Raw genomic sequence first — 20384 nt, forward strand, 5'->3', positions numbered from 1 at the left:
TATTATTATTTAAAACTGAAATTTTACATTGAATCCGATATTTCTTGTGTTCGGAAGCATATAAGCATCAAATCCTTGATAGAAGTTAGACGAGGCCGAAGTAGTCAGTTCCGGATCGAAAGGAGCCTTACAGTAAATCATCCACAAATTCTTTCCTACAAAACCAACAGTCATTCCCACTTTGTTATTGAACCATTTCTTAGGTAATGTATAACTGAGTGAGAGTTCGCTGAGTCGTACGTTAGTAGCACTATATGTATAGTAAGCAGAAGTACCTTGAATAGTCTGGAAATAGGTTTGTGCATCTACTTTAGTCTGATTGATTTGTATACCACCTGCATCACGTACATCTGCACTAACTTTAGATACCCCCGCAGCATCAAGAACAGATTGGGTTTCACTGATAACAATACCTCCAAAACGTCCTGTGAAAGTCATGCCCAAATTAATACCTTTATAACCAAAGCCAAGATTCCATCCCATGTTCATCTTAGGTAGAATAGACCCCAGATAAGTTTCTTTGTTCTCCATAGACAAACCTGTACCTTCTTCATTGAGAATGTAGCCATTCAAATCACGTTTAAGAACGCGTTGACCATATACGTCTCCCATTGAGCCGCCGACACGCAAGATAAGACGCGCATCTGTATTTCCATAAGTAAGCGGAGACAATTCTGGCATCTGAATAGGTTGACCAGTAGCATAGTTATATGCACCATCGGCCAGACGTTTCACTTCATTCCTATTCCAAGTCAGTGTATAGTTAGTATTGAAAGAGAAATCTCCCCAATGCTTGTCATAGCCCAATGACATCTCAACACCTTCATTCATTATATTTCCGCTCTGAATAGGAATATTAGAATATCCAGAAGAAAGTGACAAGTCTGCATAGAATGTCTGATTATAAGTATTAGAACGATAATAAGTCAAATTAAAACTAATGTCATTGAGGAACCGGGCATCCAAACCTATTTCCCATGATTTAGTACGTTCCGGTTTTAGTTTGGTATTCGGATAAGAAGAAGCACTGGTCCAATTCTGTGTCTGTTCATCATACGGATAAGTAATAGTAGTCATGAAACGTCCATATGAGTTGCCAACCTCTGTATACGAACCACGAACTTTCAAGAATGACAACCAATCAGGAGCATTGAACATGCTCGTCAAGATGGCAGATAAACCTATAGATGGGTAGAAGAATGATTTGTAATCGGAGAAAGCAAGTCTTGAATCCCAGTCATTACGACCAGTAGCAGTAAGATAAATCATCGATTTCCAACCAATTTCTGCATTAGCGAATATAGCGCGTGTCTGGTCATGCCATCCATCCTGTTTGGCTTTCCAAGCTTTATTGAAATCAAGATTATGAACAGCAAAGAAATTAATAAGCTTCAAGCCACCATCATATCCAATCATTTCATAACGGCTGTCATTCAGTGAAACACCTAGATTGACATTTACAGACCAGTCATTGAAATTCTTATTCATCGTAGCAATCGCATCAGCATAGGTGTTCTTTGATTGTGAAGATGTGTCACTATATGTTCCACGGTCACCTGACACCAAGCTGCCTGTAGAAGCATACGCTTTGTAAGTACTACGATTCTCATAATTATCAACTTTCACACGTCCGACAACATCCAACCAATCAAGTATCTGATATTTAAGAGAAGCATTAACCATGTAGCGGGTCTTTTTATTCTCACGCAATTGGCGGTTCTGTATCCAATAAGGATTGGCAAGTCCACTTGAAATACCTCCATAAGGCCAATATTGTTCCATCAAGTCCATACCGGAATTGTAGCGTTCAAACATACGCACATCATCAAAATTCTCACTACGTGGGAAACGGTAAAGTCCCGGTAAAGGGTTATAATTATACCCTTGCGACATCATATTCTTGTCATTTTGAAGAATATAGCTTGCACTTGCATCAAGCGTCATCTTGTCTTTCAAAAAACTAGTCGTATTGCGCACCGTAAAGTTATAACGGTTATACCCACTATTAGGTAAGATATTTGTCGTGTTAGTAGTAGAAGCCGACAGATAAGACTGGTTCTTCTGATTACCGGTTGACAAAGCAAACGAATTGATAACATTAGCTCCTGTCCGGAAGAAATCGCGTGGATTATAACTACTGTTTACCACTGGTCCCCAGCTGTCCAAACTGTTAGGTAAGTTTCCATATTTACTTTGCATCTCGGGCATCATAGTCACTTTTGAGAAAGTAGTGTTGTTAGAAACTGTAACAGAGGTCTTATCTACAGAACCTTTCTTTGTAGTTATCAGCACAACACCGGCAGCAGCGGCATTTCCATAAAGGGCTGCTGCAGAAGGACCTGTCAACATAGAGATAGATTCGATATCTTCCGGGTTAATATCAGCGGCACCGTCTGTACCTTGTTGGTCATAGATACCTCCGCCACCACCATTCATCATGTTGTACATAGGTACCCCATCAATTACGTAAAGAGCAAGATTAGACGAAGTGATAGACTTAACACCACGCATCACGACGCGGGAAGCACCACCGGTAGTATTAGATGAATTGATAGTAACACCTGCCACTTTACCATTCAGGGAAGAAATAAAGTTGGCGTCTTTTACAGCAGTTAGTTCATCGCCGTTCAATTGCTGCACATTATAGGATAATGCTTTCTCTGACCGTTTAATGCCCAATGCCGTAACAACTACTTCATTCAACTCTTGCGTTGCGTCTTCCAAAATTACATTTACATTTTTTTCTTTTACAGGAACTTCTTTTGTTTTATAACCTACATAAGAAAATACAAGAATGGGAGAAGCTGATTGTGTCACAATCTGATAGCTACCATCAAGATTGGTAATAGTTCCATTATCAGAACTTTTTTCAATGATGGAAACCCCGATTAATGGCTCGCCATTTTTGTCGCTTACCGTGCCTACAATAAGCCGTTCTTTTTTCTGTTGCACGCTTTCTGTTGCTTTTGCAGCCAACACAATCTTATTATCCAATATTTTATATTCGATATTCACACCTGCGAAGACTTGCTCTAACACTTTAAAAATATTCTTTTTTGATACAGAAACCGATACCCGGCGATTAAGATTTAGATTCTTGCTATTTATAAAAAAGCTGAATCCGGATTCACGCTCAATCCTGTGCAGCACTTCTTCTATTGCGCAATCGTTTACTTGCAAAGTAATAGAAGTCTTTTGTGCATATCCGTCTGACGCATATGCTAATCCAACAGAACAAATCAAAAGTATAAACAGTAATTTCATAGTCAATGATATTTCTTTAAAGGTTCGTTCAAAGGACTTTAATCCTCCAAGAAATTGGACGATACAATAATTTTGCATAAATTTGTAACGAGTTTAATTAGAAAATTGGTAGTTATACTTGTCGGGAAACAAGTAGGTTCACAATTACTGAAGCTCATACGGGAGGATACGGCCAATATCATCCCGTATTTTTTTGGTTGCTAGGGATCTTTGTTTTTCATGGCAATAAGTTTTTGGGAATTAAGGTTTTTATCTTTTAGTACTAAATAAATATCTCTATCTTTATTTTCTCTTTACCGGCATCTGCGTTATTATTCAGATAACGCCAACGAACTTTCGAGGAGGCACTGATAAAATTAAGTACCTGTTCCAGATTCCGGTTAGTAAATGTCCCGGAGAATGAGTCGTCATGAGGTACATTCTCCTGTATGACAAATTCGGCATTGTATCTATCTTCCAAGATATCCAGTGCATCCCGTAATGACGTTTGACGGAAAATTATTTTGCCATCTTTCCATGAAAGTTCTCTCTCGCCGGAAGTCGTATAGAGTTCCGTCTTTCCATTCTGGGAATAATAGACCAGTTTCTGTCCCGGAGCCATCACAATATACTGCGGTTGTTGACTAGCATTGTTGAATTCAAAATTAACTTTCCCTTCAACTAAAGTAGTAATTACCTCATCTGCTTCTTTGTATGCCTTTACATTGAATTTTGTACCCAGAACTTTTATGGCAGACTGGTGAGCGGTAGAGACTATGAACTGTTTTTCCGGATTTTTCCGGACATCAAAATAGGCTTCTCCATCAAGTTCCACAGTACGTGTACGGGAAGAGAAATGGCTCGGGAAAGTCAATGTACTTTTTCCATTTACCCATACTGTAGTTCCGTCAGCAAGTGTCACGAATGTGCGTTGTCCGGCTGGCACATAAACAGTCTGCATTTCTATATCCTCTTTTTGGAGAACCTGTATCATTGCATAACTTAATCCGAAAGCTACAACAAACACTGCCGCAATCCGCAAGATTCGTTGTGTAACAGGATGCAATGAAATTGTCTTTTTTGTCTTCTTTGAGAATGCGCCTGTGTCTTGCCAGATGAATGCATCATAACTCTTACGAAGAGAAATGAATTCTTTAAGATTGGCTGCATCTGCATCAATCCATGTAGCAACGTCTTCCTTTTCCTTTTGGGATGCCTTGCCTGCAATATATTTTAATAGTAATTCCTTATCCATACAATAAATAATTTATGAGTAATGAGAATAGGAGTATTATTCCCCTTTCATTAAGAATACCACTCACTAAAGAGATTCCCTAGTAAGAAATGTGATTTTTTTATTATTGCTTAAAAAAAATAGCAAGCAAGGAGGTATTTTCCTTCTTTTCAGATGAAAAAGAAAAGGAACGGAGCATAGTCTTTTAGATTATCACGCAGTATTTTAACTGCTCTGCTGATATGATATTCTACTCCTTTTACACTAATGCCCAGTTCTTCGGCTATTTCTTTATGGGATTTTCCATCCAGGCGATCGCGGATGAAAGCAGTACGAGTTTTTTCTGGCATACTCTCCAATAATGCATGCACTTTTGCCCGTAATTCCTCTGATAATATTTCCTTCGGATCACAGGCTTCCAATGTTGATATACGAATTTCCAATTCACGCTGTCCCTTATCAAGCAAAGTCTGAAAAACATTCTCCTGTGCTTGTATATGTTTCAGGTAATTGAGTGATTTGCTACGAATATAAGTGATTAGGATCGCTTCAACACTTGGGATTTCCCGTTCTTTACTTAGTTCCCATAAATGGATAATGGCTTCTGATACAATATCTTCTGCTACTAAGTCATTATGGACATAGGACAAGGTAAATAGGAAGGCTTTCCTATAATATGCAGTATATATCGAGTTGAAGTTGATTTGAGCCATTCGCCAGTATATCCATAAGTATTAAACGCTGCAAAGGAATGCATTTTACTTATAATAAGAAAACTTTTTAGAGAAAATTTAAATTTGGCTAAAATTCCTTTTTCATATAAAGAAGAAAAGGGGTGCTTCGAATTGCTTGCCGGAAGCGGAACGCTTTCTCCATGCATCTCAGTTTATAATACGAGTAAGTACTCACATAGGAGAAATGGAAAACCTGCGAATAAGTATTACTTGATTCGCAGGTTCCCTTCTCTTTTTTACCTAAAAAACTAATCCTGGTTTATTCAAGTTCAGCTATTATTTTATGCTGATTGATTCAGATCAGTTATTATTTCATAAACTGATGTTTGCCGTTAATTAATGGCTATCGGAGTTGTCAATGTTTCAATTGTTACCCCACTAGTTGTACCGTTTAAACGACCGGTAGCATCTTTAATGACTCCACCTTCTTGAGTTTCTGATCCGTCCAGTTTATAATAGAGTGCCAGACCTTCCGATGTCGGATCAACGCCCAGCATATTCTGCTTAAGCTGATTTTCAGTACGAGCTACACTCCAAACACGGACTTCACTCATCTTACCATTCAACGGACGTTCTCCCCATGGGAATTTCGGAATCCTACCGATATTGAAACCGACATCCGAATTCGGATCGAAACCAGGAAGCCCCCAATCTGATCCGGCCCATTTCGAACCATTGACATAAATAACCGTTTTTCCCGAAGGTTGATCATAGGTCAAAGCTACATGATACCAACGGCCTGTCTTCAACGCTTCCGTGGTATGATAGTTCTGTGTTCCTGCGGCTTCCAAAACATCTTTAGGGACACCAGGTGCATCACCGATACGGAAAATCATCACACCTTCAGTTCCCATAATTGTATTGTTACTAGCAAAGCTATTGACATAAATCAGCGCTTCGTAAGTGAACGATGAGAAATAGGTCCCGACGGGGTATTTGATTGAAATGTACGTATTACTAAATTTTCCAACCTTGGTAATCTTTATCGGTTTAGAGAGAAAGAAATATGCAATACTTGTTCCGGAAAGAGTTGGAACAGAAGCCGACTGTACACGCACTGGCAAAACATACGATTTCCCCTCTTTCAATGTTTTCAGACCGGAAAGTTCCATTGTTACGTTATCCGCATACAACTTTCCACTTGGGATTGCTGAAGTTGTGCTACTCATTTTTACGTTTGATACATCAAACATCTCGTAAACTGTTCCGTACTTCGCATTGTATTCGTCCACTACGCTTGGATCAGCTATGGTATACGATACATCAACCTGCGAAGAGGTCATGGTAGAAAGTCTTGAAGTCAAGTCAAAAGTCATTACATCGTCATCTTCCACTGAGAGATTATATTCCTTACTTTCGAAATAAACCTTAGGTTCCAGCAGCTTACTTTCACTGTCGTTGCAAGCACCCAGCAGCAGTGCTATGCCTCCTAATATCAAATAATTGAATATATGTTTATTCATAATTCTTCTGTTTTACTAATTTACAAATTGCCCTATTCTTGCGGCTTATTTTCTGCCTCATTTTGTTTAGCTTTCCATTCATTGAAAACCTGTTGGTTTATCTGAATAGCCTGACGCATAAACTTGTAATCAGGAGTGTTGTCATAGTCTTTTTCGAAGCGGTAAGCCCCCACTCCACCTTTATAGCCTTTTGACGGCATAGTAGCAGCCTGTCCCAATAGTCCGCCACCGGTTGGAGCATAGGCCTCGAAATTTTCTGTACAAATTATTTTCTTAGGATCAACTCCGTAACCTTCAAGACTAGGTCTGGAAGAACCATAGCTCTGTATAATCCAATAATCGACATACTCATCCAATTCTCTGGTAAGACCACCAATACTACCATCAATACAAATCATCTTATGTCCTTTGCCTTCCGGATCACTCTTCGGACCAATGTAATTATTCATCTCCTTGACCAAATAAATCAAATGTTTATTAGCACTCAATGTTCCGTCCATATCGAATACACCGCTTCCGATTTCCCAGTCAACGTCATAACCGTCCCATTCGTTTGCATATAGAGAGTCACAGAGGGCCTTGGCAAACTTAGCCAGACATTGATAGTGATTTTCACTTTCGAATTGACCTTCAAATCCCCAGTATTTCCAGCGGGCTTGCTTTTTAGCTTCTTCTAATTGTTTATCAGTCCAACCTTCTGCCTCTGCCTGCTTTTCCGCATCAGCATATACCGATCCCGGAGTTGCTCCTTTACCGATATACGAAAGTAGACTCACTTGCAACAACTTCGTACCTTTCACTTTTTGCACAAATTCTTTATCTGCTTTCTGTTCGGGAGTAATCTCGTAGCGTCCGGGAGCACCACTCCACATAGAAACAATGTCCATACTATCTGGCATGGAGGTCAGATATCCTCTTCGATAAGCTCCGGCAGGAGACCAGTTGGAATACCATCCGAAAGCTACGGGACGTCCGTAGTTCCAAGCGGTTGCCTTATAGGCACGCAAGTTGGCATAATATTCACCATCACCCAGCGTGTTATAGCCTCCGATATGCTCCACTTCCATATTCTCCACATCAGTACAAGAAATTGTTGTCATCAATCCTGCCAGAGAAAGGAAATATAATAGTTTTCTTAATGCTTTCATATTTATTTATGTATCAAGATTTTGTTTTAGTTTAAAGTTTTTCATATGGAAAAAGTCCGTACGATTATTAGTTTTTCTTAGCCCACCACAAGTCGGTTGCAGCATTATCTACTCCACCAAGTTTTTGCACTGCATCCAAATAAATCTCATGAGATTGCCCCGTTCCATTAAAGCTGTTCGGATAAGTCATACGACGCATACCTCTGGCTGCAGTGATCTGAGTTGAATTGTGATTTCCCCCTGATATAATAGGATTCAATTTGGGATAACCGGTACGTCTGAATTCCGTCCATGCCTCCTGACCGTTAGGGTAGAGAGCAATGTACTTCTGAATGATAATCTTCTCCAGTTTCTGTTCTTGGGTTCCTTCAAACTTTGCGGTAGCTTGGCTGGGAGCTTGATAGTCGAAACCAAACTTGCTACTAGTGACTTTATTTGCAGCAGGCTTGTTGCCGGAAGCCATATAGGCATCTACGGAACCTGTCGCACCGTTTTCCTGGAATGAAGTTTCTATACCTTGTTTGTAAAGTGTTTCAGGATCACCTTTTCCGTATTCCGTACCCCAAAACAAGGCAGCTTCAGCACGCAAGAAGTACACTTCGGATGCACGCATCCAGTACAGTGGAGTATTTCCCTGAATTTTCGGTTTGGAATAAAAGTAGTAGCTATCCGTTGGATCTGTATCCTTCGAACGAGTATTAGTATGACCAAGAGGAACACCTTGATACTTATTATTATCAAAAGCTGTTACTGCAACCGTACATTGGCTATTGGCAGGCTCGCAATATGCGCTCAGACGAGGATCTTTATATCCCATCAAATAAGCGAGTATGGATGTACCTACACGTGCATCATTGTAATTATCAGCTATCCAGTACAGCGGGTTACGAAGAGCGATTACCGGGCCCGGGCCAGCACCAGCTGCATCACCAGCTTCGGTCATCACACCGATGGAATGTTCTACAGCTTGTTTGGCATACTGTTTTGCCAATTCCGGTTTAACGCTACGAAGACGTATTGCCAAACGAAGCATCAGCGAGTTGGCATATTTCACCCATTTGGTTACATCACCGTTGAACACCAAGTCATAATCTGACATCACCTTTACGTTGTTTACCGCTTTCGGGGTCAATACCTCTACCGCTCCTGCCAGATCCTTGAGCATTTCCGTATAAACCGTTTCTTCAGAGTCGAAAGGAACGTCTATAGCTCCCTTTCCGGCAGCCGTATAGGGAATCGGGCCAAAGCTTTCCAGCACTTTATGCCATCCTGAAATTTTCAGGATCTGCGCCAAAGCAGCTATTTCAGGAGTATCATTCTCTTTGGCTGAAGCTGTCAGCTTCTTCCAAGGATCAAGCAAATTAGTATAGGAGTTAGAAAAAGTTGTTGAAACCCAGCTATTGACTATCACGTAATTCAGGTGACAATTCCCTCCCTCAAAAGTGTTGTTTATTCCAATATAGCCGCTCCATGCATCAGCAGACAGATTGTATGCGGTTTGATATGCATTAACCGGACCTGTATCATCAGCCTGCGTTCCAGTAGGAAACACAGATTTCTGCATAGCCGTGATGTATCCTCCAACGACGATACCATCCATGACACCTTCTCCGTCAGTCATCTCGAAGGGATTGGTGTTAATCTCTTCATAATTACACGATGCTAGTGCCAAAACGGCGAAAGCAACGGCAAAAAATTTATATTGTTTTATTCTTTTCATAATGTAATGAATCTGTTAAAGTTTAAATTTCAATCCAAAACCGAAGCTGCGTACGCTTGGCTGCATAAAGTAGTCATTTCCTTGTCCATAAGTTGCTGTAGAAGGAGTCAGTTCCGGATCGAACGGAGCTTTGCAGTACAGCATCCATGGATTGTTGGCAATGAAAGAAACTGACACATCTTTCAGTACGTTACCAAACCATTTGTTAGGCATAGTATAACTGAATGTAAGTTCCTGTAGACGTATGTTGGTTGCGCTGTATACATAGTAGCCTGAGGTCTGATAGTTACCTGTACCAATCATTTGGTAATATGTCTTAGCATCTACCCGTCCTTGTCCCGGGAATAATGCACCTTCCGACTCTCGTGCATTGGCTGTGCGCTGAGACACTCCGTAACGGTCAAGAATTGCTTCTGTTGAAGATGTGACCACACCTCCAAAACGTCCATTAATCAGGAAGCTGAGTCCGAACCCTTTATAAGAAATAGCATTATTCCACCCCATGTTGAAGTCAGGAGCAGTCTTGCCTAGATACACCGGATCACCATCCTCCATTTCATATTTTCCGTCACTACTTACCAACACATAGCCTTGGCTATCTTTCTTGAAAAAGCGGGTTGCATAGATGTCGTGAATGCTTCCACCTTCCTTCAGGATAGTGCGTCCTTTGTCTTTCAGTACTTCCGGAATATTAATGGAGACAGGAACTCCCATCACTTCTGTATTATAGTCTTTCACCATTTCCTTGATTTCGTTAATATTCTTCGAGAAAGTCAACGTAGAAGAAATCGAGAGTCCATTCTTGAAACGGTCGCTATAGCCAAATGATGCTTCCCAACCCCGATTCTCGACATTACCTGCCTGCAGATAAATGGAGTTATAACCGGTAGATTCAGGTAGGTTTCCTAAGAAAGTCTGGTTGTAAGTGTTCGACTTATAATAAGTCACTTCTGCATTGAACTTGCTAAACAAACGCAAACTCAGACCAAATTCATATGACTTGGTGCGCTCTGCTTTGAAGTCGGTGAACGGATAAATGTAGGTAGGTTTAAAGTTACCACCCACAATCGGAGTAGTGACTGTTCCCGGAGTCAACCCCGAACGTGACACCGGAGCACCAACTTCGGTATATGAACCACGCACCTTCAGATAAGAAAGAAATTCAGGAAGTTTCACCATTTCAGAAATAATTGCAGATAATCCGACAGAAGGATAGAAGAATGATTCTTCACTTGTGTTGACCAGTCGTGAGTTCCAGTCGTTTCTTCCGGTCAAGGTGAGGTAGAGCATACTTCTCCATCCCAGTTCCACGTTGCCGAAGATAGCATGATTACGTACACGACTATCACCTCCCTTTTCTGAAATACGACCATTTGACGGGTCAATGTTTGAAGTTGCAAACTTGTTGGGAACTCCCAACAATGTTCCTTTATAGCCTCTTTGTAGTGCCCAATAGTTAGAGTAGTTCCATCCAAAGTTGGCAGAAACGCTGAAGTCTTGAATACGCTTATTGATATTCAACATAGCATCAGCATATTCCTGACGGTCATTGTAGTTAATATATTCATAATGTCCTTTCTTACCTTCAGCAAAAACCTGATCGGAAGAAGCAGAAATTTTGCGTTCAAACAATACATAGGTATCGTCCATACGGTAACGGGCTGTAATGTTCAACCAGTCTGTAATCTTATAGGTCAAACCTACATTGAACATATAACGGCTCTTCTCATTGGTTGATACATTGCGATAAGCAGTCCAGTACGGGTTTTGTGAAGCATAAGTTGCATCCGAAACCGGCCAATACTGTACTGGCAGCTTACGACTGTCATCAAAACGTTCAAAAGTCTTAATATCTTCAAAGTCCTCACCTCTCGGAAAAAGATAAGCAGCCACAATCGGATTCCAGTAGAGTCCCTGTGAAACCATATTCGTATCGTCCTGCTTGACGTACGATGCACCCAAGTCGAGTTGCAGTTTATCATCGAAGAAAGTTGCAGTGTTCCGAATGGTAAAGTTCAGGCGATTATAACTGTTGTTCGGAACGATGCCTTTAGAGTTTGTAGAAGAGAAAGAAGCAAAAGTCTGATTTTTTTGCGTACCTGTGGTCAATGTCACCGAGTTGATGAAATTTGTACCGGTATTGAAGAAGTCATTTTTCGGATCATAACTAGATGGAGTGGGTAATTTTTCACCCCAGCTTTCGTAAGTGTCTTTTTTATTTCCATAAGTATTCTGAAAGTCAGGAGTCATATAAGCTTTGCTGAATTCAGAAGAAGAAGAGAACTGCACAGAGAGTTTTCCTTCCTTACCTTTCTTGGTTGTAATCAGGATAACACCGCTGGCTGCACTACTACCATAAAGTGCAGCAGCCGAAGGACCGCTCAACACAGAGATGCTTTCGATATCTTCTGGATTAAAGTCGGCGATACCTTCCGTACCAGCCTTTCCCTCACCCATAATACCACTATCTGTATTTCCCATGTCCGTATTAAACAGAGGAATACCGTCTACAACATACAGTGCATTGTTGTTACCTTCAATAGATTTGGCACCACGCATTACCACACGTGTAGCTCCCCCCACACCAGTAGCACTTCGATTAATGCTCACACCAGCAACCTTACCATTCAATGAATTCACAAAGTTCGCGTCTTTCACAGTAGTCAAATCATCACCCTTAATCTGTTGTACATTATAAGACAATGCTTTTTCTGCACGCTTGATACCCAATGCCGTTACAACAACTTCCTCCAAGACCTCTGTATCTTGTTTCATTACAATCTGATAGAAATCTTTTTTTGAAACAGGGATGACTTGGGTGGCATATCCTATATAGGACACTTTAAACTGGGAATTATCCGGCGCTTTTATAGAGAAATTTCCATCAAGATCGGTTATTGTACCTGTAGAACTGCCATCCACAGTTATATTTACTCCAATCAATGGTTCACCCTTTTCATCAGTTACTTTTCCTTTAATATCTTTTACCGTCTGTGCAACAACAGTAGGCTTCTTTCCTGTAATTATAATGTAATTACCCTGAATTTGATAAGCGAAACCTGTTCCTTTCAAGATTGTATCAAGGGCTGCCAGTACCGATGCATTTTGCAAATTAAGATCAACAATTTGCTTCCCTTTCAATTCGGAATCACTATAGTTTATCGACATTTTAGACTGTTTTTCCACAGTTTTTAATGCATCAATAACAGTGATATTTTTTTGTTGGATAGTAATTTTACTATCGTTTTGAGCAAAAGCTTGGGTCTGTATAAGTAATAATAGACTTAAAAAAGTGAGAAAGACCCGCTTATGAGCTATTTGTTCTGCTATTTTTTCGTAAATTTGTAGCATCTTTTTAGTATTAGTTAATTGGTTATTATTCTGGGATCATTTAGAATAGCGTCAATATGCGCTAATATTGAAGAGAATTGATTTCACATCCGGAGGGAACGGGCATTCCTTCCGGATACTTTTTGGCATAGCATTTTATTTTTAATAGGTTCTACAACAGGTTTTATTTCTTATTCGTTACATAGCATTTATTTCCTTTAATTACATAATTTACATCTCCTACCACCTGTGATATAATTTCCATCACTTCTTCCAACGTTGCTTGATTTCGGAAACGGAAACTATATGTGTTCTTCTTCATACTATGAAGACTATATACAAAAGCATAAGGGAACTTACGCTCGAGATTAGTGAAAATATCCTCTAAATGCATATTACTAAAGACTAGCTCTCCACGTTGCCATGCTGTCACATCGCTAATCTCCGGCAATCGTAAATTATGTTCTTTAGTTTGTTTATTATATATTAATTGCTCGCTGGGCTTCAATATAACATTTGACATCAAATTATTGAACTCCACTTTCACACAGCCTTCCAACAAGGTGGCAACTAACTCATTACTTTCAGGATAAGCATTTACATTAAACTCTGTTCCCAAAGCTGTGACTTGATAATCATTAGCTTTTACAATGAAAGGATGTTTCTTATCCGGCTTTACTTTGAAATTTGCCTCACCAATCAAATATACACTTCTGGTTTCTCCCGTAAATTGTTCCGGATATAGTAATGTACTTTTTGAATTCAGCATAACATGTGTGCCATCCGGTAATGTAAGTTCATGAATTTCTGCTGTCGGTATGTAACATTCAACCAAGTCTTTTTCCGGTCGTTCCTTTTCCAACATCAGATAAATAGAAACTGATGAAACGGCTAATAAGAAAATAGCTGCAACTCTCCATATAAGCAACTGGTAATTTCTATGCGAAGTGACAAACTGAATTCCCAAATTCTGCCGCATTCGTTGTATTGATTGCTGCATACCGTCAGGTATTCTCTGTCCTTCTGCTTGTTTCCAAAGCTCACGAAGAGCCTCATTCTTTTCATCAACATGCTCCTCATCAGCCAACCACTGTTGCACTTTCTTCTGTGTATCGGCTGAATAGTTATTATGGCCGAACAATTCTATGAGTTGTTGAATATAATTTTTCATGAATCTTTTTCTTTCTTTTTTTGGCTTTATATACTAAATACAACTACTACGGATACACTACTTAAAAATATTGGAGAAAAAAATAAAAAAGAGGAGTACCTTCTTTAATTCGATCAATGCCAGATAAACCTGATGCTCTATTGTTCGGATAGAAACATCGAGTTTATCTGCTATTTCTTTATGGCTTAATCCCCGAAAACGACTAAGTTCGAATATCAACCGACGACGCTTCGGCATCTTTTCCAGGGTCAACTGAATAATTAATAGCATCTCCTTATAATATACATTATCCAAGATCTCTTCCTTCTCTGTCAATTCATAAAGAAACGTCTTTTCTATAACCTCCGCCTGATATTCTTGTTCTACCTGTTGATGTTTAAAGATGTTCAGAACTATATTTCTAGTCATTATAAAGATATAATTGTCTAGTTCTTTATCATTATTCAGCCATAACTCCGGCTGCAGCCAAAGCTTACAGAAAACATCTTGAGCCACATCTTCTGCATCACTTTCAGATTTAAGCAGCATTTGAGCAAAGTTCTTTACTTTCGGAAAATTCACAGTAAAAAACTTCTGAAATTTTAATTCAATCTGCTTGTCGTTATTTTCCATCTCTCTAGTATTTTTCAGTGTTTACGGTTAAATCAAATATTACATATGTTAGGTTAAAGAAATGATTAATATAATATTAATCATCGATTCATAATCTGAAAGCAAAATAAAAGATTAATAACACAACAAAAAAATATTATCACTTTTTTTTGGTTTATTTTTTCCAAGCAGCTTTTATACAGAGCTTTCGGGTACAAAACAAATGTAGATTACACACCCATAAAAATAAAAAAGGCTTTATGAATCAATGATTCATAAAGCCTATAAAGAATACTCGTACTCGAAGCGGGACTTGAACCCGCACAGCCGCAATGGCCAAAGGATTTTAAGTCCTTCGTGTCTACCATTCCACCATTCGAGCATCCTTTCAAAGAAAGAGCGGAAAACGAGACTCGAACTCGCGACCCTAACCTTGGCAAGGTTATGCTCTACCAACTGAGCTATTTCCGCGTTTTTTCAACGGGTGCAAAGATAAGCAGTTTACTTGTTTCTGCCAAATCTTTTCGGAGGAAAGTTTAAAAAACTATCCTCCGAAAGTTTATTTTATCTTCCAAGCAGTGCTTTCTCCGCTTTCTCCATTCCACAAAAGTTGAATCCATCGATCACTTGCTGCATCAATGCTGAGATTTCCGCATTGCAAAGGTTGCCAATACTACCTTCATGAGTATGGTGTACTTCTTTTGTATGAGAGAATTTTCCAGCTTCAATATCCAAACCAACCTTCTTATATGCATCACGGAAAGGCATACCTTCACGTGCCAGACGATTCACTTCTTCCACGCTAAAAATAAGGAGGTATTTATCATCATCGAGGATATGCTCATTGACCTTTATTTCATTCATGATGTAAGTTGTCATCTGCAAACAGTCTTTCAATTCCTGAAAAGCAGGCAGGAAAACTTCTTTTATAATCTGCAAATCACGGAAATAGCCGGAAGGCAAATTATTCGCAATCATCATGATCTGTTGAGGAAGCGATTGCAGTTTATTACATTTAGCACGTGTCAGTTCAAAAACATCGGGATTCTTCTTATGGGGCATAATGCTGGACCCCGTGGTACAGTCATCGGGCAATTTCACGAAACCAAAGTTCTGGCTATTAAACATGCAGGCATCAAAAGCTAACTTGGAAATGGTTCCGGCAATCGTAGCCAATGCAAAAGCAACATTACGTTCCATTTTCCCACGCCCCATTTGAGCATACACAACATTGTAATTCATCGAATCAAAGCCAAGCAAGTCGGTTGTCATTGTCCGGTTCAAAGGAAAGGACGAACCATACCCTGCTGCAGAACCTAATGGATTACGATTACACATTTTAAATGCGGCCTGCAAAAACAGCATATCGTCCATGAGACTCTCGGCATAGGCACCAAACCACAAACCAAAAGAAGAAGGCATTGCAATCTGTAAGTGGGTATACCCTGGCATCAAAACGTTTTTATATCGTTCGCTCTGACGAATCAGTACATGGAAAAGTTGCTCTACAGCTTCGGCAACTTCTTTTATTTGTGTACGGGTAAAAAGTTTCAAATCCAATAAGACCTGATCATTTCTGGAACGACCACTATGTATTTTCTTTCCGATATCACCCAAACGACGGGTCAACATCAGTTCTACCTGTGAATGTACATCTTCCACCCCGTCTTCTATGATAAATTCACCTTTTTCAGCCGAGGCATAAATACTCTTCAACTCTGCCAGCAACTGTTCCAGTTCTTCTTTTGTCAACAAACCGATACTTTCAAGCATCGTAATGTGAGCCATAGAGCCGAGCACATCATGCTTGGCCAAATAAAGATCCATCTCACGATCACGACCTACCGTGAAACGTTCGATATCCTTATTCACCTGTACGGACTTCTCCCAAAGTTTCTGTGCCATAAAAAATAAGTTTAAGTATTAAGTGTTAAGTATTAAGTATTAAGCACAACAGCATGAGCCAAAGTGACTGCGGTTAATACTTAATACCTAATACTTAATACTTGTTTTTTAATATTCAATAACTGCCAGCATATCAACCATCTTCTCCAAACCCTCCTGAAGAGGTTTCTGTACCATTGCTTTCATAAACGGATTAAGATCCATACCGATAGTCACCTTCACCTTGCACTCTTCTTCTGCAGTTTCAACCAGTTGAATCCACATATTAAAGGGAAGTGGAGAGTTAGTTGTTGCCAACTTTATACATTTACATGGATCACGCTCTACAATTTGCAAAGTCAGTTGCCCAACAGGAGGGACACTAAAGCTTAACGTGTCCGAATCAAAACTCAAATCCTGTACCTTATCTTTCGGTAAACGATCTTTGACAGCTTCCAGATTACTCAAATCCGAAAGTTTATTATATACGCGTTCCTGACTGTAAGGTATTACCTTGACACTACTCTCAAAATTACTCATAAATTTCTATTAGTATAAAACAAAAAAAGAACAATCCGGCCAAGTATTGTCCGAACAGTTCTTTTTACCAAATATGTTTGATCAAAAAATGAATCTTATTTTCCAGCATCCCAATGAGCAGGGTCTTTACGCCATTCGTTCAATGTCTGTATGTCTTCTTCTTCAATATAGCCTGTACGAAGAGCGACATCAAGTACTGCTTCATAATTGGTCAATGTTACCAAAGTCACCTTCGCATTTTTGAACGCCTCTTCAGCTACCGGGAATCCGTATGTATACGCTGCAACCATACCGATCACTTCGCAACCATCGCGACGAATTGCTTCAACAGCCTTCAAACTACTACCACCAGTAGAAATCAAATCTTCTACGACTACGACTTTCATGCCCGGACGAAGTTCACCTTCAATCAGGTTTTCCAATCCATGATCTTTGGGGGTAGAACGAACATACACGAACGGCAGATTCAATGCATCAGCTACCAAAGCTCCCTGCGGAATAGCGCCTGTAGCCACACCAGCAATCGCATCCACCTGTCCGAATCGTTCTAATATCAGACGTGTAATTTCAATCTTCACAAAATTACGAAGAGAAGGATAGGACAGAGTTTTACGGTTGTCACAGTAAAAGGGGGATTTCCATCCAGAAGCCCATGTAAAAGGGTTAGCGGGTTGAAGTTTAATAGCCTTAATCTTCAACAGTTTCTCCGCAAATAGTCTCTCTAAGTTTTTCATAACTAAACTAACTATTAATTATTTGCCGCAAAAGTACAGAAATTGAATGAGAATAAAAAGAAGAATCCGTTTATTTTTTCAGTCAATTTGTTCCTCTTCATCGGGAATGTCAATACAACGCTTGATATCTTTCAATTCAAATCCACGACTCATAGCGAATCGCATCAGCTTTCCATTCAATTCGTAATCGTCTGCTGCATGGATACTTTTCCGCTTGGAAGTCAGCAAGTCACGCAGAATAGAAAGATATTCTTCTTCATCAATTTCATTCAGATAACGCCATGCCACATCAGAAGGGATTTTCTTCATGTAAAGCCCTTGGGCTATTTTCATTTTCCCCCACTTGGCAAAGCGGAACTTGTCATTCACAAAAGCCCTGCAGAAACGTTCATCATCAATGAACTTCTCTGATTCCAGTCGGTCAAGAATACGCGCAATGGTATCATAGGCAATCCCCCAACGTTGTAACTTCTCATTTATTTCTGCCCGGCAATGCTCGGCAGTGGAGCAGTAAGAGGCTACGCGATTTAAAGCCTCTTCATCAGTTAATTGTGCACTCATCGGTTAGCTGTAACTATTCTATCTTTTCCAAATATGTCTTTTATAACACGAACATCACGATATTGGTTCATTTCAAGTATGTGTGCTGTTTCCCGGCCATAGGCCTGGTTGATTTCAAAATAAAGTTTTCCGCCCGGCAATAACAATTCACTTCCCAGACAGGCTATACGATTATAAAACCGTAAAGGGTCCTCATCAGGAACGAACAAAGCCAAACCCGGCTCCCACTCAAGGACATTAGCGTCCATTTCGTTCTTTTCCGTTTCAGTCACATAAGGCGGATTACTGACGATCACATCAAAAGACGGTACTTTTTCCCAGTCATCGGACAGCACATCTCTTTGCAGAAATCTCACCCCGGCTTCTAAATTTTCATTGTTTTTACAGGCAATAGACAACGCTTCTTCCGAAATATCCCAAGCCTCTACGGCTACATCCGGAAGTTTTTTATCCAGAGAGATCGCAATGCATCCGCTTCCTGTACCTATATCTAACAAACGACGTGCATTCGGGTTCTCCTTTACTATTAGCTCTACGAGTTCCGCGGTCTCCGGCCGAGGGATTAACACGCCGGAAGCAACCTTAAAATTCCTTCCACAAAACTCTGCAAAACCGCGAATGTACTGTATAGGTTCATTTTTCTGTAAACGGAATATAATGTTTTCTAATTCACGCTGTTTGCATTCGGATAAAATTATATCTTTGCCCATGTAAATATCGAGCGCATCTAAGCCTAACATGTCGCAACAAATCAGCATTGAAAGAGCTTTTATCTCTTCCGGCGGATAGATTTCCTGCAAAGAATGGCGAATGTAAGCGGTGATACGATTCATATTTTCACAATTTCGGAGTGCAAAAGTAAGAATAATATGGCGAAGAGCACCAAAATGGAAGAAGAAAAATACATGAGGCGTTGCATTGAGCTTGCAAAGAACGGGTTATGCAATGTGCCTCCAAACCCGATGGTAGGGGCTGTTATCGTATGTAACGGACGTATTATCGGTGAAGGCTATCACATTCGTTGCGGAGAGGCACATGCGGAGGTCAATGCAATCCGTTCTGTCAAAGATGAGTCTTTATTGAAACATTCTACGATTTATGTCAGTCTGGAACCTTGCTCCCACTACGGGAAAACGCCTCCTTGTGCGGATCTGATTATAGAGAAACAGATTCCACGCATTGTTATCGGCTGTCAGGACCCCTTTTCTGAAGTAGCCGGACGAGGAATTCAGAAATTACTGGATGCCGGACGGGAAGTTACAGTCGGCATATTAGAGGAAGAATGTCAATCGCTGATTCGTCGTTTTATTACTTTCAATACACTTCATCGGCCTTTTATCACGTTAAAATGGGCAGAGTCAGCCGATCATTTTATTGACATAGAACGTACAAGTGGAATGCCTGTGATACTCTCCTCTCCTCTCACTTCAATGCTAGTACATAAAAAAAGAGCGGAGGCCGATGCTATTATGGTAGGCAGACGAACGGCTTTATTGGATAATCCGTCGCTAACGGTACGCAACTGGTATGGGCATCATCCAATACGCATCGTATTAGATCGCACATTATCTCTTCCGAATGATTTACAAATATTCGATGGAAATGTGCCAACATTAGTCTTTACTGAAAAGAAACAGCCAGAAAGAACCAACATCACATATATCTCCATCGACTTCAATCATAACCCACTGGAGCAGATTATGGAGGTACTGTATCAACGGAAAATACAATCCTTACTGGTAGAAGGAGGCAGTCAATTGCTGCAATCATTCATCGATAATGAACTATGGGACGAGGCGTATATCGAGAAGTGCCCCAGCTGGCTACATTCCGGTGTTAAAGCACCCCAAATGAACGATAATTATAGTTATTCGATAGAAGAACACTTCGAAAGACAATTTTGGCATTATGTTCACCGGATATAGCTAAGATAGTTCTATTCAGGGGGTTTTACGTCGATAAAAACAGTATTATTATCTATAATTTTATATAAAACTTACCTGTAATGTTCATTATCGGAAAAAATGTTTC

The 20384-nt window shown here is 40.0% G+C and carries 15 protein-coding genes and 2 tRNA genes; 1 reads left to right on the forward strand and 16 read right to left on the reverse strand.

Annotated features, from left to right (window positions below; translation table 11 throughout):
- Positions 1 to 9: 9 nt before the first annotated feature.
- From I2I13_RS09305 to prmC, 16 genes are all read right to left on the reverse strand, one after another.
- Entirely contained in the window at positions 10 to 3264 is a 3255-nt protein-coding gene (locus I2I13_RS09305) for a SusC/RagA family TonB-linked outer membrane protein (protein WP_229128600.1), read from the reverse strand.
- Positions 3265 to 3526: 262 nt separating this feature from the next.
- Positions 3527 to 4498 carry a FecR family protein gene (locus I2I13_RS09310; protein ID WP_148363949.1) on the reverse strand — a complete coding sequence of 324 codons (972 nt, stop codon included), beginning with the start codon at positions 4496 to 4498 and terminating at the stop codon, positions 3527 to 3529.
- A gap of 149 nt (positions 4499 to 4647) precedes the next feature.
- Positions 4648 to 5190 carry an RNA polymerase sigma-70 factor gene (locus I2I13_RS09315; protein WP_008997914.1) on the reverse strand — a complete coding sequence of 181 codons (543 nt, stop codon included), beginning with the start codon at positions 5188 to 5190 and terminating at the stop codon, positions 4648 to 4650.
- A gap of 353 nt (positions 5191 to 5543) precedes the next feature.
- The gene (locus I2I13_RS09320) at positions 5544 to 6677 is read right to left on the reverse strand and encodes a DUF1735 and LamG domain-containing protein (protein WP_195649317.1); all 1134 of its coding nucleotides are present in this window, start codon (positions 6675 to 6677) and stop codon (positions 5544 to 5546) included.
- 29 nt (positions 6678 to 6706) lie between these two features.
- Positions 6707 to 7822 carry a glycoside hydrolase family 18 gene (locus tag I2I13_RS09325; protein ID WP_195649304.1) on the reverse strand — a complete coding sequence of 372 codons (1116 nt, stop codon included), beginning with the start codon at positions 7820 to 7822 and terminating at the stop codon, positions 6707 to 6709.
- 67 nt (positions 7823 to 7889) lie between these two features.
- Positions 7890 to 9542, reverse strand: a complete 1653-nt coding sequence (locus I2I13_RS09330) for a SusD/RagB family nutrient-binding outer membrane lipoprotein (RefSeq protein WP_195649305.1) — start codon at positions 9540 to 9542, stop codon at positions 7890 to 7892.
- Positions 9543 to 9557: 15 nt separating this feature from the next.
- Positions 9558 to 12893: a TonB-dependent receptor gene (locus I2I13_RS09335; protein WP_195649306.1), complete on the reverse strand. Its 3336-nt coding sequence runs from the start codon at positions 12891 to 12893 to the stop codon at positions 9558 to 9560.
- Between the two features lie 163 nt (positions 12894 to 13056).
- Complete coding sequence (locus tag I2I13_RS09340; protein WP_195649307.1) at positions 13057 to 14043, reverse strand: FecR family protein; 987 nt, start codon at positions 14041 to 14043, stop codon at positions 13057 to 13059.
- Between the two features lie 57 nt (positions 14044 to 14100).
- Positions 14101 to 14655, reverse strand: coding sequence for an RNA polymerase sigma-70 factor (locus tag I2I13_RS09345; RefSeq protein ID WP_195649308.1), 555 nt, complete (start codon positions 14653 to 14655; stop codon positions 14101 to 14103).
- 277 nt (positions 14656 to 14932) lie between these two features.
- Positions 14933 to 15016, reverse strand: a tRNA-Leu gene (locus I2I13_RS09350).
- 16 nt (positions 15017 to 15032) lie between these two features.
- Positions 15033 to 15105 (reverse strand) — tRNA-Gly (locus I2I13_RS09355).
- Between the two features lie 93 nt (positions 15106 to 15198).
- On the reverse strand, positions 15199 to 16539 hold the full coding sequence (gene argH, locus I2I13_RS09360; protein ID WP_148363955.1) for an argininosuccinate lyase: 1341 nt from the start codon (positions 16537 to 16539) through the stop codon (positions 15199 to 15201).
- A 108-nt stretch (positions 16540 to 16647) separates the two neighbouring features.
- Positions 16648 to 17058, reverse strand: coding sequence for an SRPBCC family protein (locus I2I13_RS09365; RefSeq protein ID WP_148363956.1), 411 nt, complete (start codon positions 17056 to 17058; stop codon positions 16648 to 16650).
- A 95-nt stretch (positions 17059 to 17153) separates the two neighbouring features.
- Positions 17154 to 17792, reverse strand: coding sequence for an orotate phosphoribosyltransferase (gene pyrE, locus I2I13_RS09370; protein ID WP_004299787.1), 639 nt, complete (start codon positions 17790 to 17792; stop codon positions 17154 to 17156).
- Positions 17793 to 17870: 78 nt separating this feature from the next.
- The gene (locus tag I2I13_RS09375) at positions 17871 to 18353 is read right to left on the reverse strand and encodes a regulatory protein RecX (RefSeq protein WP_148363957.1); all 483 of its coding nucleotides are present in this window, start codon (positions 18351 to 18353) and stop codon (positions 17871 to 17873) included.
- Positions 18350 to 19186 carry a peptide chain release factor N(5)-glutamine methyltransferase gene (gene prmC / locus I2I13_RS09380; protein ID WP_148363958.1) on the reverse strand — a complete coding sequence of 279 codons (837 nt, stop codon included), beginning with the start codon at positions 19184 to 19186 and terminating at the stop codon, positions 18350 to 18352. The genes I2I13_RS09375 and prmC overlap by 4 nt, the downstream gene beginning before the upstream one ends.
- A 36-nt stretch (positions 19187 to 19222) precedes the next feature.
- Here prmC and ribD point away from each other — a divergent pair, with 36 nt between their 5' ends.
- Positions 19223 to 20278 (forward strand): bifunctional diaminohydroxyphosphoribosylaminopyrimidine deaminase/5-amino-6-(5-phosphoribosylamino)uracil reductase RibD, encoded by a 1056-nt coding sequence (gene ribD / locus I2I13_RS09385; protein ID WP_195649309.1) that lies wholly within the window; start codon positions 19223 to 19225, stop codon positions 20276 to 20278.
- Positions 20279 to 20384 lie beyond the last annotated feature (106 nt).

This window comes from Bacteroides sp. D55t1_190419_B8 (assembly GCF_015558905.1).
Lineage (GTDB): Bacteria > Bacteroidota > Bacteroidia > Bacteroidales > Bacteroidaceae > Bacteroides > Bacteroides vicugnae.